The 15,533-nt window shown below is 41.3% G+C and carries 11 protein-coding genes and 1 tRNA gene; 3 read left to right on the top strand and 9 right to left on the bottom strand.

What is annotated here, in order from left to right; all coding sequences use genetic code 11:
- Nucleotides 1–66: 66 nt before the first annotated feature.
- From K8B83_RS15795 to K8B83_RS15770, 6 genes are all read right to left on the bottom strand, one after another.
- Entirely contained in the window at nucleotides 67–1,062 is a 996-nt protein-coding gene (locus tag K8B83_RS15795) for a two-component system response regulator (RefSeq protein ID WP_398409416.1), read from the bottom strand.
- Nucleotides 1,063–4,422 (bottom strand): MHYT domain-containing protein, encoded by a 3,360-nt coding sequence (locus tag K8B83_RS15790; protein ID WP_223418092.1) that lies wholly within the window; start codon nucleotides 4,420–4,422, stop codon nucleotides 1,063–1,065.
- Nucleotides 4,423–4,805: 383 nt separating this feature from the next.
- A complete protein-coding gene (locus K8B83_RS15785) occupies nucleotides 4,806–5,753 on the bottom strand; it encodes an alpha/beta hydrolase (protein ID WP_223418090.1) in 948 nt (315 codons plus the stop codon).
- 368 nt (nucleotides 5,754–6,121) lie between these two features.
- A tRNA-Pro gene (locus K8B83_RS15780) sits at nucleotides 6,122–6,198 on the bottom strand.
- Nucleotides 6,199–6,421: 223 nt separating this feature from the next.
- On the bottom strand, nucleotides 6,422–8,212 hold the full coding sequence (locus K8B83_RS15775) for a DUF3413 domain-containing protein (RefSeq protein ID WP_223418088.1): 1,791 nt from the start codon (nucleotides 8,210–8,212) through the stop codon (nucleotides 6,422–6,424).
- An 82-nt stretch (nucleotides 8,213–8,294) separates the two neighbouring features.
- A complete protein-coding gene (locus K8B83_RS15770; protein ID WP_124016475.1) occupies nucleotides 8,295–8,507 on the bottom strand; it encodes a YejL family protein in 213 nt (70 codons plus the stop codon).
- A gap of 183 nt (nucleotides 8,508–8,690) precedes the next feature.
- Here K8B83_RS15770 and yejK point away from each other — a divergent pair, with 183 nt between their 5' ends.
- Nucleotides 8,691–9,719, top strand: coding sequence for a nucleoid-associated protein YejK (gene yejK / locus K8B83_RS15765; RefSeq protein ID WP_188740459.1), 1,029 nt, complete (start codon nucleotides 8,691–8,693; stop codon nucleotides 9,717–9,719).
- A 210-nt stretch (nucleotides 9,720–9,929) separates the two neighbouring features.
- Entirely contained in the window at nucleotides 9,930–10,877 is a 948-nt protein-coding gene (corA, locus tag K8B83_RS15760) for a magnesium/cobalt transporter CorA (protein WP_188741083.1), read from the top strand.
- Between the two features lie 328 nt (nucleotides 10,878–11,205).
- On the opposite strand, the gene K8B83_RS15750 is transcribed toward corA, so the two are convergent.
- Nucleotides 11,206–12,459: an HD-GYP domain-containing protein gene (locus K8B83_RS15750; RefSeq protein ID WP_223418081.1), complete on the bottom strand. Its 1,254-nt coding sequence runs from the start codon at nucleotides 12,457–12,459 to the stop codon at nucleotides 11,206–11,208.
- Nucleotides 12,460–12,574: 115 nt separating this feature from the next.
- On the opposite strand from K8B83_RS15750, the gene K8B83_RS15745 reads away from it, so the two are divergent.
- The gene (locus tag K8B83_RS15745; protein ID WP_188741084.1) at nucleotides 12,575–13,270 is read left to right on the top strand and encodes a 2OG-Fe(II) oxygenase; all 696 of its coding nucleotides are present in this window, start codon (nucleotides 12,575–12,577) and stop codon (nucleotides 13,268–13,270) included.
- Here K8B83_RS15745 and K8B83_RS15740 read toward each other — a convergent pair.
- Together K8B83_RS15740 and K8B83_RS15735 are read right to left on the bottom strand one after the other, a co-directional pair.
- The gene (locus K8B83_RS15740) at nucleotides 13,267–14,625 is read right to left on the bottom strand and encodes an ATP-binding protein (protein ID WP_188741085.1); all 1,359 of its coding nucleotides are present in this window, start codon (nucleotides 14,623–14,625) and stop codon (nucleotides 13,267–13,269) included. The genes K8B83_RS15745 and K8B83_RS15740 overlap by 4 nt on opposite strands.
- A complete protein-coding gene (locus K8B83_RS15735) occupies nucleotides 14,616–15,290 on the bottom strand; it encodes a response regulator (protein WP_223418079.1) in 675 nt (224 codons plus the stop codon). Before K8B83_RS15735 ends, K8B83_RS15740 begins: the two co-directional genes overlap by 10 nt.
- Nucleotides 15,291–15,533: the final 243 nt, after the last annotated feature.

Raw genomic sequence — 15,533 nt, 5'->3', positions numbered from 1 at the left:
AACTGGCTCAGTTAGCAATGAATGCTGCGAAAATAATGATGTTTACAATAAAATTGCTAATAAACCTTAGTCTTGCCAGCGCTGCTTAATGTACAAAATACTCGGTAGGCATTGTTGCAGTAAGACAACTAGATCGGGGTCAAAGTGAATACCGCTTTGGCTTTCAATAAAGTCCATGGCTTGTTCTACTGTCCATGCGTCTTTATAAGGGCGTTTGCTGGTGAGCGCGTCAAATACGTCCGCAATGGCTACTATGCGTCCTTCAATTGGGATTTCATTGCCTTTTAAGCCTTTAGGGTATCCGCTGCCGTCGAATTTTTCGTGATGGGTGAGTGAGACCACTTTTGCTAGGGCAATTAAATCGGAATCTGAATCACCTAAAATTTCGGCGCCAATCTCGGGATGCGTCTTCATGATGGCAAATTCTTCGTCGGTTAATTTGCCAGGCTTAAGCATAATGCTGTCTGGAATACCAATTTTACCTATGTCGTGCATAGGCGCGGCGTGGAGTAAATTGTCGGCGGCAAAGTCAGATAAACCATAGGCAAGGGCAATGATCTTTGAATAATGGCTCATACGCATAATGTGCATGCCAGTTTCATTGTCTTTGTATTCTGAGGCGCGACCTAAACGTTGAATGACTTGTAAACGGGTACGGCGTAAATCGTCTGCCTGTACCAGTGATAAATGCGTGCGAACCCTTGCTTTAACTACTGCAGGAGACACTGGCTTAGTAATGTAATCAACAGCGCCTACATCAAAGCCTTTTGCTTCATCGACTTCGTCACTTAATGCGGTAACAAAAATAATGGGTACGGCTTTACTCAAAGGATCTGCTTTTAACTGCTGGCAAACCTCAAAGCCTGTCATGCCGGGCATCATCACATCAAGCAAGATGAGATTAGGGAGCTCTTTTTGAACCAAACGCAATGCTTCCTCGCCACTTTTAGCAAAAATGAGTCGGTATTGCTCCTCAAGCATCTTTTTTAATACTCTGAGGTTCGCGGGTTCATCATCTACAACGAGAATGGTTTGTTTGCTGTCTTGTCTGTTAAATATCATTTAATGAGTTCTTGTTACCTGTGCATTAATAAGTAACTCAAGGTTGTCGAGTTCGGTTAATGCTTGTTCAAATTCAAAGTCGTCTAGGGCAAGTTGTATTAATTGGCATTTAGGGCGCAATTCCATAGTCGATGAGGATAACAGTAACGCCATATCGACTTCATTATACTCGTTATCTTGTGCCGCAAGACGAATGCGATTGATAAGCTGCTTAAGTTGCGCTGGGTCAATTAAGATAGCTGACGATTCTGTATTGCTTTGGGCGGTATCGTTATGAAATTGTTGTTCATCAAGATAGGTGTTTATGTCGATAAACGCTTGCTCTAGCATGGGGAGTAATGCTGATAATTCAGTCGCTGAGCTACTCAATGCGTGTCGTTCTGCATCGATGAGTAATCGTGTGAGTTTGGTAAGCGATAAATTACCCGCAAGGCCTTTTAATCCATGCAGTTGAGTTTGCATGGCTTGCCAATCATTATTGGCCATGAGTTGTTGTATTTGGTCGATACAGTTGTGCTGTTTATGCATAAAGGCACTGATTTCTTTATTGAGGGTGGCTATATCTCCCCACAATGCAATGCCTTTTTTGTCGTTTACAACGCGTTTATTGTCGACAGTGACGTGTGTCGATAATGCTACGTCACCAATGGGTTCAAGGCGTAAAACCTGGGCGATTTCATTATTTAACAGTGTGATATCAATAGGCTTGTTTGCAAAGCCATCCATGCCTGCATCAAGTGCTGCGAGTCGGTCTTCGGGCAGTACACTGGCTGTTAATGCAATAATGGGCATGTGCGGCAATTGTTGCTCTTGTTCTTGCTCTCGGCGCAGGCGCGATGCGGTTAATCCATCCATAATAGGCATTTGCACGTCCATTAAGACAATATCTATGGTGTCGTTTTGCATGCGCAACAAAGCTTGTTTGCCGTCTCGGGCTGTGATGACACTATGACCCTGACGTTTAAGCACAATCGTCAACAAATCAATATTTTGTTGAATATCATCCACAATCAAAATCGACAAGGGTTTTAGGCTTTGGGTTAACGCAGGGGCGTTAGTATGCAATTGTTGTTTTGGCGGTGTCAGTGGCAATGCAAAAGCAAAGCAACTGCCTTTACCAAAGGTACTTGTTGCTGTAATTTTGCCGCCCATTAATTCGACTAATTGTTTACTGATGGTTGTGCCAAGGCCTGTACCACCAAAGCGGCGATTCATACTGGCGTCGGCTTGTGCAAATGCATCAAACACTAATGAAAGTTGGGCTTCAGTCATGCCGATGCCGGTATCGCTAATGGCAAATTCAATGCATCCGCTAGGTTTGATCCCTACAATGATGCTGACACCACCTTCGGCAGTAAATTTAATGGCATTGCCAATGAGATTGGTGAGTACTTGTCTTATCCTATCTGGTGCGCCGTGATACGCTGTGGCAACGTTTTCAGCAACATCAACATTTAAATACAGGCCTTTACTATTGGCTTGGAGCCATAAAGTCGATACCACAGAGTCGACTTCTTCGATAACCGAAAAATCCCTAAGTTCTAATTCAAATTTACCTTTGTCGAGTTTGGCACTGTCGAGTACATCATTGAGCAAATGCAACAATGATTTGGCTGACTGGTTAATGGTATTTAGGTGTTTATGCTGCTCTGCGGGGAGTTTGTCGTCGAGCAATATATCGCTAAAACCTATAATCGCGTTCATTGGGGTGCGAATTTCATGGCTCATGTTGGCTAAAAATGCCGCACGGGCCGATGCCGCTTGTTCAGCTTTATCTTTAGCAATTAATAGCGATTGCTCCATTTCTTTACGCTCAGTAATGTCCATAATAAAGCCATCAAGCCATTTGTCGGTGACGTCTAAATCATCTACATGAGTGCCATATCCTAGTAACCAGCGAGTATCACCTTTTGCATTAATGATGCGATATTCAAGGACAAAAACCTTGTCTGTTGTTACTTGATTAGCGACTTGTTCAATGTCGTCTGGATGAACATGCTCGTAAAAGTGGCGTTTGGGTTCAGGGCCTATGTAGTCGCAGGCAGGGTAGCCTGTAATGTGTTCTACTGCATCACTAATAAACAGCATGGGCCAGTCTTTTACATTTAAACAACGATAGGCTATCCCTGGAATGTTACTAATCAATGATCGAAATTGAGCTTCGCTTTTAATTAATGCACGTTGCATTTCAATTCGATGTCTTAAATCACTGATGTACATTACAAACAAACTTTTGCCTTCGATGCAGGCATGGCCAATAGAAACTCTTACTGGAATTGTGTGTCCGTTAACGTGGAGCGCTTCAACATCGCGACCATCACTTTTTTGATTTGCGAGGGTGTTATCTGTGTAGCTAGACAGGTACGTGTTGAAATCATCAATAAATGTCGCAGGGATAAATTGGCGGATATCTTTGTGGCATATATCTTCTAGTCGCCATCCGAGTAAATGTTCAACGGCACTATTTCCGCTTTCTATTTCACCTTTGTCGTTAAAGGTAATAATGCCGTCAATTGCGGTAGAAATGGTTGCACGGTAGTGTGCTTCACTTAATTTTGCCTTGTGTAAAGAGGCTTGATATTTCATCAGCATATTTACAACCAGCACTAATAAAATAATCACCACAGTGATCGTGGCAACCGCAATACCAAGATACAGAGAGACCATTTTGGTTTGATCTGAAAACTCAAATCCCGGCGGCCTAACAAAACGTGCAGCTGCCATACCGGTATAGTGCATTGCTGAAATTGCACTGCCCATTATAAATGCTGCAATGGTGTTTTTATGTAACTCAGATAATGGGGTCTGACCTATGTGATTTAAGCTAAAGCGGATCCACAAAGAGAGAATAGCCAATGCAATGGCAACCACAATCGATAAGCCAAAGTAAAACAGGTCATAACGTAATAGTGGTGCCATTTCCATGGCGGCCATCCCCACATAATGCATGGTACCAATACCTGCACCCACTAAGATACCACCAACTATAAACTGGCTTAATCTTGGTTTTTCGATGGAAATCACATTCAAGGCCACCCAGGATGCGGCGATACTGGGTATAAATGACAATGCTGTTAAGCCGATGTTGTAACTTACAGGAGTACATAAACTGAATGCTAGCATGCCAATAAAATGCATAGACCATACGCCACCCCCGAGTGCAACACTGCCGCAGGATATAAGTAAATGGCGTTTATATATGTTGACGGTTGTTACGGCTTGAGAGGCCACTTGAAGCGCCATAAAAGAGGCAAATATAGCAATCGCAATTGAAATCAACGTCACAAGTGGGTGAAAATTACCAACTATTAACAGGCTTTCATCTGGAACGGTGAACAGTGTCGGTATGGATTCAAGCATAATGTCGATGATGAAGACCGTAATAAATAAGTGGAAGATGATAACGATATCGGCGTTAAATAAAAAAACTCAGTTTTTATTTAATTTATAATCAAACCATGCGGTAAATCAATGTTTATGTGTTTGCTGGGTGTTATAATTTAAGGTTTTGCAAATTGTCTGTTTACACAGTGACAATGCGTTGATGGTTGTTGTTTTATTGTATTTTTATTGTTGCTTTTGTGTGGTGTTCGGCTGGCGGGAAGTATATGAAGATGCAACAGCCTCGGCGGTTGCTGTTAGTTATTTCTTGTTTGCACTTGCATGATGAGGGAGGCGTGTACCTCATCATGCAATCGCGTCACTCTGTAACAGATTCAGTTGTTTGATGCTCTCTTTTTGTATTATCTTTTTTTGCTTTGTTCTTTATCACCAAACATAAACATTAACGGTATGTGCAAGCGCTTAGCCCAGGCGTTTTCTGTGTGATCAGCTCCTGGAAAATACAGGCTTTGCCACTGATTCTTAGGGTATTGTTGTTCAATAAAGATCTTATCGATTTGTTTTTGTAACTCTGGGTACATGGCATCAAGAGTACTGTCACCATAATCAAAATAGACTTTTTGATTACTCAGTTTATGCAAATTGGCCGCGATATACTGTTTAAATACCGGAAACACATCGTCTTCGGCATTAAAGGTCCCTGGCCAATGAGTCGACATATTAATCGCGCCCGCAAATTGGTCAGGGTGATTTAAAAGGGTATACCATGAAATTAGCCCGCCCATGCTTGAGCCGCCTAAATAACGATGTGGCGCCCCTTTGTTGACGGGATAGTTAGCCTCAATGTAAGGAATGACTTCGTTGACTAAAAAAAGACTGTAGTTATCTGAATACACCTTTGAAGCGAATAGCGGGTGATCCGCAAACTTTTCAATTTGATATAAGGCTTGCTGTTTTGCTGCTGGGAAACGTTCAAATGGTTGCTGCGGGAAAAACTCACTGTGGCGATTTTCCACTGCATTAGGAATACCGACCACAATAAATGGTCGAACTTTACCTTGTTCAATAAGCTCGCCTGCGACTTCATCAACCCGCCACTCTTGCTTGTTCCAGGTGGTGTTTGCATCAAATAACATGCGGCCATCATGCATATAAAGCACATCATACTGGCTTTGTTTGTTATACCCTGGCGGTAACCATACTGATAAGAATCTGTCTTTTACGTAGTTAGACTTAAATGGTTGAACGGTTTCAATTTGGCCTTTACTGACGTTTGGGGTGAGGGTGTCAGCGTAAGATGCTGGAGATAAAAAAACCGATAAGCTAAGTAATGCAATCACAAATTTCATGGCAGCGCCTTAATATTATAAAACATCATTTTTACACGCATTTATGTTAATTCAATGTGAATACGTATGTATTGAGTGAGTGGGAAGTGGTTTAGCGGTAAGTGCCAACGTCTTGATGAATGACCTGGCAGAGCGTAAAAAACATTGAACGTATTGAGTGGTTCATAATAAACACTATCAACGTATTGATATAAAAAATTTAACGTAATGGTACTTTTTAATGAAACGTATAAAATAAATCAAATGTTAGATATGCGCTGAAAAGTGACTCAAAAGGTGACCATTGGGTAAATTCAGTGCATGAATTAGTGAATATTTTTAGATGGATACAGGCTGTAAGTTAAGCCTAGTAAGGTGAATAAAGAAATTGGTCGGTATGAGAGGATTCGAACCTCCGACCCCTGACACCCCATGACAGTGCGCTACCGGGCTGCGCTACATACCGAATTTTATCTCATAAAACAACATCACTTAGAGAGTTGTAACAATTGGGGTAACTAAGTGGACTTGCACTTTATCAACTGTATTTAATCAGCGCAAGCAGTTAGTTATCAGCTATTTGTTGATTGCCTATAAACTATCCAGTTAGGCGATTCTCTCACTCAATCATCCTATGACTCTTAAACTGTAACCGTCAAAATGCTGTATAGACAAAAGTAAGTAAATCATTATTGATTATACAGCCTGCGACCTTCACGCATGACTTGGATCAGCTCAGGTGCACTCATTTTTTTGTCTAAACGTTTACTGTAGTCGATATCGTAAATGCGATATTTGCCAAAGCGATCAAGTACGGTAATCTCAGACTTTTGATAAATAGCAAACCGACGGCTGTCGCCAATGTATACCCAAGACTCGTTATTTGGTTCTAATAAACTTCGACCGGCACTGTAGTCAGTGCTTGGGTTAGTGCAACCTAATACGTGGCTCAGTATTGTTGGAGCAATGCCATAATGACTGGTACGATAATTGATTTTGTTTGCGTAGGTGTCTGGCCAATGAATAATTAGCGGCACGTTAACATTGCCTGGCGACAAGTCGTTGCGTGCATCGCTGCTATTACTCGTAAATACCTGACCATATGTACCAGTAATTATGACGATAGTGTTGTCACTCACTTGGCTAAGTAAAGTTGATAATTGTTGGTCAATAAAATTAAGCGATTGACGATATTGATTAAATAATACTTTTTGTGCCGGTTTTAACTCGATTTGGGGTTTTATGGTTTGTACCCCTAAGAAACCGATAGGGGTGTCGTAGTCTTTTGGTGCGGTGAGGTTGATTAACGCAAACCAAGGTTGTTTTTGGTTTGATTGCCAGGCACCTGCAGACGCAATGGTATTGATGTCGGCATCAGCGCTGCCATTAGCTCCCTCACTGGTATGAATTTGCATACCTTTAAACATGGCGTTTGTATTAATGTTGTCGGTGAGCGGCGGGGAAAATAATGCTTGCTGATAACCTTGTTCAGTTAAAACTTGAGTCAGTATTGGGCCTGTGACAGCAAATTCTTTACGATCGCTGTAATTGCCCTGTAAACCATACATTAACGTGAACATACTGGTTTCGAAATCTGTACCGCCGGTGTAATGCTTCATAAAACGTTGGTTTTTGATACGGTATTGGCTTAAAAATGGCATGGTATCGCTGTTAACCATATCTGCTCGTAAGCTGTCTATGCTAATCAATAAAATGTTTTGTTGTGTTTCTGCAGTACATTGCATTGGGTTTATGGGGTAACTCAACTTACGCGATTTACCACTTCGAGATTCGGATGCTTGTGTACCGCTGTCAATACCATGGGTTTCCATAAACGAGCGGGCCGTTGCAGGGTATGACACTGGGTAGGCGTCATCAAAACGGGTCACTTCGGTCATGTTGGTGGCATCAGCCCATATATGAAATAAATGGCTGCTAACAAAACAAATGCCGACAAACAGTACTACACGGTTTCCCCACTGTTTTTTTTGTAATTTGTCTATGCGTTTCCATAAAAAATTAGCTGCTGTTAATTCAACTAATACGATAACAATGGGAGTAATAATATATGAGGTACTGTGGAGTAACGCGTTAAGATCTTGCCAGGCTAAATCAAATGCAAATGGGCTAAGATGAATACCATAGTCGTCGTAAATAATGGTGTCATACAGCAAGGTATAGAGCCCAAGTGATGCAATAAAAGCGGCAAAACCGCGTAAAATTTTGGAGTAGGGTAGCAGTAACGTTACAGGGAAAATAAACAGTAAGTAGCCAATAAAGGCCAAAAAAGTAAAGTGCCCTATTGTACTGATGAGCAAATACGCCCAGCCTATGAAGGTCTCAGGGTAGCCCACACTGCTAATATATCGAGCGCCAATTAGCATCGCTAATATGCCATTAAAAAAGGCAAACCAGTGACCCCAATTAACTAAACGCGACACTTTGTCACGTGTCATTTGCTGCTTTTTGCGCTCGATCATCTTTGCTCGTATTCCTACGTTATTATCACAGACTAATGCAGTGTAACTGATTGTTAGCGTTAGTGATAAATTTTATTTTCTATTACTTAATCGACTGTGTTAGCGCTTTAGCAAATTGCTCGGCCACTTTTTGACGAGACTCATTTGGCACTTTTTTGTCGAGTAAATGGGTGACACAATTACCGAGTACCATAAGGCTTAAATCGGTAGGAGCTTGGTGCTTAGCAAGCACTGCGAGTAGCTCGCTGATAAGTGCTTCAACTTGGGTGTTGGTGTATTTAGATTGAATTGCCATAGTCAGAAAACTTCAATAAAGAATGAATTAGCTGCATATAATAACGGATTTAGCGGCTAATCGCCTCAAGTTTTATTCGGCTCAGTCAACGAATATAGCAAACCCTTGTTCGATTTATACGGTTGGTCTGATATCATTCTTTTTAAATTTATTTTCTGCGAAAGACTAGGGTTAACAAGGCTTATGGGCATCAGCATTGAACAAGCAATTATTCACGAAATTTCTCAAGACGGTCAAGGGCAAATGCGCTGTCGCTTGCGCCCACAACCACTGTTAAATACCAGTGCTGTAGAGACTATGTTAGAAGAACTGCACCAAACTTACTCGAGTAAAGCGGGTAAGGGTTTTGGTTTTTTTGGCACTCACGGCGATGATGGTGAAGCAAACGATGAATTTGCCAATGCGCTAACCAGTTACAGAAGCGGTGATTTAGGTTTTGTTGAGTTTAGCGGAAAAGCCAGTCAATTATTACAGCAAGAGTTGGCTAAATACGATTTTAGCCAGGGCGGTTTTTTGTTGATGTCTTGCTATACCAGTATGACGAGTGATTTTTTATTTGTGGCATTATTGAGCGCTAAATCGTCGATGACAGTGTTAGATGATATGGAGCTATCGCAAAATAATCATTTAGATTTAAGTAATATCCAACTCGCTGCCCGTATTGATTTAACTGAGTGGCAAGCGGATAAAAGCTCGCGTAAGTATATCTCGTTTATTCGTGGTCGTGCAGGTCGTAAAGTGGCGGACTTCTTTTTAGACTTTATGGGCTGCGTTGAAGGCGTAAATACTAAAGCACAAAATAAAACCTTAATCCACGCGGTTGAAGATTTTGTTGCAAGCAGTGAGCTGACAAAAGATGAACGGCAAGAATGTCGTAATAAGGTATTTGAGTATTGCTCAGAACGTGCAGACTCAGGTGAGGTGATTGAAGTGAAAGATTTGGCTGATGAATTAGCCGAATCGGGCATGGATTCTTTTTATGATTTTGCCTGTGGTGGCAGTTATGAACTTGACGAAGAGTTTCCAGCTGATAAAGCTAGCTTAAGAAGTTTAAAGAAGTTTTCGGGTACTGGCGGCGGTGTAACCTTAAGCTTTGATGGTGGCCATTTAGGTGAGCGCGTGATTTATGACCCTGTGTCGGATACCATTTTAATTAAAGGTGTGCCTGCAAATTTAAAAGATCAGTTGGACAGACGATTAAAAGGCGAGTAACTGCAGATTATAGCGTTATTTAATCACAAGATTAGCGCCCAATTAGGGCGCTTTTTAATATTGAGGGTTTGTTTTTTAAGCTAACTGCTACGATTATTTAATGTTGTTCAGTTTTTGCTTTTCATTAGGTTGTAGTTGAGTAAACTAGCGCACAAATTGTGCAGATTTTATGTGGTTAAGTCGAGTTGACTTGACACTTTTGGGGGAGCGATGATCACAGCATATGCCTATCAAAATAAACAACTGGTGACCACTGAATTAAAAGTGGGTGACAATGTGCCAGAATCGACTTTGTGGTTAGACTTATTTAAACCTGATGATAAAGAGCGAGATTGGCTAAGTTCGTTTTCTGCTGAAGAAGTGCCAGACGAAGAAGACATTAAAGAGATTGAAGCGTCGGCGCGGTTTTATCAAAACCAAGATGGTTTGCACATTAACTCGTTATTTCCCCAACGAGTGAGCTCTGATGTGCGTGCGGTCAACGTGTCATTTAACTTACGTAAAGATTTTTTGCTGACCATTCGCGAGGAAGATGTTGGCTTAATACGTTTAATGCGCAACTATTTACGTTTAGGGCGATTAGACATCACCACGCCTCAAGGTCTGTTGCTAGAGTTGTTTAATCTAAAAGTAGATTACTTATCTGACTTAATTGAAGACGTGTATAGCGTGTTAGAAAATGTGGGTGAACAAGTTTTTAACGACGAAGAACTCGATGACGTATTTAAACTTATTACACTGCAAGAAGACTCTAACGGAAAAATTCGTTTAAGTTTACTCGATACCCAACGCTCATTACGATATATGCAACGTTATTATCGTGAAAGTTTGTCGGATGAAAATTTAAAAGACATTCGTGAGATGTTGTCAGACATTGAGTCTTTAATGCCTCATAGCCAATTTATTTTCGATAAGTTACAGTTTTTACTCGATGCGGCGATGGGCTTTAGTGGTTTACAACAAAACAAAATTATTAAGATATTTTCAGTATCGGCGGTGGTATTTTTACCGCCGACCTTAATCGCCAGTAGCTATGGTATGAATTTTAATATCATGCCAGAGCTTGATTGGCGATTTGGTTATCCTCTGGCTGTTGCTCTCATGCTGGCCAGTGCCGCCGGGACATATTTTTTCTTTAAACGTAAAGGTTGGTTGTAGTTAATTGGAAATACGTTTTCAGTATAAATTTATGTAAAAAACTGGGTGATATAAAAAGCCATCTGCTAAACACAGGTGGCTTTACTTTTAGTCTCATTTAACCCCATCAGCACAAGAATGTGATTAACATCGCTTATAACGTTTTAGCCGAACCCTTTGGGCAGCGTTTGTTGGCCGTTTTTACTGCGTTATCGACTTTTTATGCAGAATAACTACACCTCAAAGTCTCTGCCGCGCAGTTATATATGTGAGTAAAGACCAACAATTCGCTGCAAAAACAATCTTGAAAGATCAACAGACCCTAATCACTTATATATCCTGATTGGGATTAGTTTGCACCAATACCAAAACTGATTTTATCTCGAGGGTTGAGGTATGCATGAACGGTTTTAGGCAAAGCTGCTGCCGGTAAACTACGCACGATAGTCATGTTGTGATTTTGTAAGTTAATGATCGGGGCTTGGTTTTTAGGGACCAGTTGATCATAAACCACAATATTTGGGAACAATAATTGTTGCAAATTAACCGACATAACGATTGCAAATTGGCCACTCGATAACTCAACAATACTCCCTGGAGGGTATATGCCGAGCATTTTGATAAGCTTGCTTACGTATTCAGCATTAAGTTTGTTGTTGTTGTAGTTTTTGTATAGCAACCCTAAGGCTACGCTTGGTGGTTTTCCTTTGATTTGGTTGGTGCCATTGCATAAGTTGTCGTATTCGTTCACAACGGCTATAAGTTGCGAGAGTTTATCAAGACTGTCTGCTTTGAGTCCTTGAGGGTAGCCGCTACCATCTAAAAATTCGTGGTGATTTGCAATTAATGGTTTAGCTTCTTCGGGGAAACTGTCTGCCAATTTTAGAAAGTTAATGCTCATCAACGGATGCTGTTTGATGAAGTTTTCTTCCGGCGCAGACAGCGGCACGCGTTTATTTAAAATGGTGCTGGGTACTTTGAGCTTACCTATGTCATGAAATAATGCACCCAGTCCAATGGTTTGGACTTCTTCGCGGGTCCACTCGAGTTCTTTAGCCATTAACATGCACAGCATCGCTACGTTTAGCGAGTGATGGTATATATGTTCATCGTTTTTGGCATCGCCCATTAAATGCAATGCTAGATTATCGCTATTGAGCAACATATTGGTTATGTTGTTGATGAGATCTTTTGCTTCGTTAACGGCATTTAGTGGTCGGCTGCTGACTTTGGCCACCATTGAACGCATCATGGCAACAGATCGTTCAAACTGTTGTTCGGTTTTTTTTAAGTCGCGTTTTAGCTTTTTTTGCTCTTCGATTTTGGCCGCTTTATCACTCAGCATTTGCTCTTTTAGTGTATTGATTTCTTCTTCTGTTGGCGGCATCTGTTCTGCAGTAGCTGAGGTAACGGGTTCTACATCACTTTTTTCAGGATCGAAAAAGACATCTTTGAGCCCTAACGCTTTAATCAACTCAATTTGAGCGGTATTTTTGATTTTAAAACTGCTGAATAAGAATGGGTGGTCTTTCCATGACATGGGCAGACGAATAAACGTTCCTACTTCAAGTTGATCTACAGCGACTTTTTGATTCTTTTTCATAATAGGAGTGTTAGTGACCTTGAAGAGCAATGATCTATGTTGGCGTTATGCTTTACAGAGGCTTTGTTTACGTGGCAGCATAATACTATAAATAGACAAAAAATAGTTATCTCCTATGGATTTTATTGAAGTATATCCCAATGCAATAAGTGATGACCTGTGCGATCGTTTAATTGCAGCCTTTACCGCACACCCAAATGTGGTGCCCGGGCAAACCGGATTTGGTGTTGATCATGAAAAAAAGCGCAGCCATGATTTAATGTTAGATGCTTTTTCTGATTTAGCAGAATTAAAAAATGAGCTTTTAGCGGCAACGTTTAGTCATATAAGCAATTATTTTACCCAATATTCTTTGGCATTAATGGGCGCGGTTTCTATTCAAGTTACCGACGAAAGCGGTAAAGCGCAAACCTTAACACCGGATAATTTCGACTCATTGGGCAAACCAAGAGCCAGTACCTTAACCAAGTATTTATACCGTAGTGGTGCGATTAATATCCAACACTATCAGCAAGGCGTGGGCGGATATCCTCATTGGCATTCTGAGCAGTTTCCACAAAAGGGTCACAATGAAGCATTACACCGGGTTGTGTTATATATGTTTTATTTGAACGATGTTGAAGAGGGTGGTGAAACGGAGTTTTATTACCAACAACGAAAAATTCGCCCTAAAAAAGGCACTATGGTCATAGCGCCTGCTGGGTTTACTCATAGCCATCGTGGCAATGTACCCATTAGCAATGACAAATATATTGCTACATCGTGGGCGATGTTTAACCGTGCAGAGCAATTGTATGCGCCACTGAGCTAAGCATTGTTAGAGAGAGGGATCTCAATTATGAATGCGGCGCCGCCCAGATTGCTGGCGTTAACCCTTAGATTTCCGCCATAACTGGTGACTATCTCTTGGCAAACAGCTAAGCCAATTCCTTGACCTGATGACTGCGTGTCTGCGCGCATGCCTCGTTGAAGGATTTTTTGTTTTATGGTGTCATCAACTCCTGGGCCGTCATCTTCTACGCAGACACGTATTTGGTTGTTATCTGTGTATTGTATGATTACTTTTACCTGGCAGGCACACAATCTAAAAGCGTTTTCCATTAAGTTGCCCATCAGTTCCATCACATCTCCTTTGCTTAACGGAATCGTTATGTGAGGGCTTATGTTATGAGTAAAAGTGACGGATTTTAACTGGTATAGTTTTGTGAGCATTTGGCCGAGTGATTCAACAATTGGCATCATGTGGGTATGTTGAAAATGAAGCCCTTGCTGGCCTAGCATAGCGCGCTTGAGTTGGTATTGAACTAGATGATCCATGTCATTAATTTGTTTTAAAATTTGTCTATTTTGTTGTTCATTATCTAAGTCTCTATCGTCAATAATTGCCATGCTCGCTGCCAGGCGTGTTTTTAGGCTGTGGGCAAGATCGTTCATTGCATTTTGATAGCGAGTTTGGCGCGCATCAGCTTGACTGATTAATTGATTGAGCGCTGTAGTTATGCCAGTTAATTCTTCTGGGTAATCGTCAGATAAACTGCGTTGTTGCCCACCTTGTAACTGCTGTAATTCGTGTTTCAATTGCCTTAGTGGTCTCATGCTCCAATATGCCGCACTCATTAGCATTATTAAGGCAATAAATAACACGATAGCGAGCCTAAAATAAGTTAAACGATTAAACTGGCTGAGTTCTTTTTTCAGCTCGCTGGCGTCTTGTAAAATCAACAAATGATACATTTGTGCGTCGACATCTATGCTGAGCAAGTAGGCAAAATAACTTTGTGTTTGGTTAAAGTTAAGATAAAACGGCGCTAAGTTGTCTTTGATGGCAAGGTATTGCTCGCATATTTGAGTTAAGTTTTCATTTATGGCGTATTCCGAACGCCACAAGGTGGTATAAGCGGAGTCGCAGGTTGCCATAATATACTGCGTGTCGATGTCATCTTCTTCGCGAGCTTGGGTAATAGGTATCAGATTGTTTTCGCGAAATTCAGCCGCAATAATGGGCAGCTTTGCAATCAGTGAGCGGGTAGTTTGGTTGTAACTGTGCTGAGCATGCAGCAAATTAATTAACCATGCTAAACCAAATCCTACCAGTGCGATAATGCACAAGGAAGTTGCAAACATCCTGGTGAGTAAGCGCTTTTTAGGATGCAGAGTTAGTCGCATGGGTGATTAAACTTATAGCCATGACCGCGGATGGTCACGATGGGCTCAGGCATTCCACCTTGAGTGAGTTTTTTGCGCAGCCGACTTATTATGACTTCAATCGTATTGGGGTCACCTTCTTTGTCTGCATAGATCACGTCGAGTAAACGTTGTTTGGCGACAACTTCATGGCAGTGGCGCATCAGGTACTCTAGCAGTTGATATTCAAATGCTGTGATATCTACGGGCACTTGCTTTAAGCTGACCTGTTTGGCCGCTAAATCAAGTTGCAAGTGACCACTTGTAATGACCGACCGAACAAACCCACCACTGCGTCGTACAATAGCATCAAGCCTTGCTATAAGTTCTTCCTTTTGAAAAGGTTTTACTAAGTAGTCGTCTGCACCTGCATTGAGGGCCTCCACTTTATCTTGCCAGCTTAATCGAGCGGTTAAAATGATGATGGGAATTTTTACGTCGGCTTGGCGCAGTGATTTGATAAGGGTGATGCCGTCTTGATCTGGAAGGCCCAGATCAACAATGGCGATATCAATAGGGTAATTTGTTGCCTGGTAAAACCCTTCTTTTGCAGTTAACGCCACCTGGACCTGATTACCCGCATCGTTAAGCTGTACACTTAAGTGATGCGATAATATAGGATCGTCCTCGATAACCAAGATACGCATTGTTACCCTTAACAAGGAGATATAAAACAGCCATATTACCTTATCTCTATGTTTGATTGAATATTAACCGTAATAAATACCCTCGCTTTTTGGGTTTATCTGGCGTTATCAAATTTGGGTGTTCAAACACATGCAATTAATCAACTTTTTACAGCGGTTATTCAATCGAATGTGGCAGGGGCGCTTTTGTGTTGCTGACGCATATATAGGGATCAAAAAAAACAGTGAGACAAAGCGATTAAG

It is taken from the genome of Shewanella inventionis, from assembly GCF_019931735.1.
Classification (GTDB): domain Bacteria; phylum Pseudomonadota; class Gammaproteobacteria; order Enterobacterales; family Shewanellaceae; genus Shewanella; species Shewanella inventionis.
Note: the sequence above shows the minus strand (reverse complement) of the source record. Positions and strands in the feature narration are given on the sequence as shown.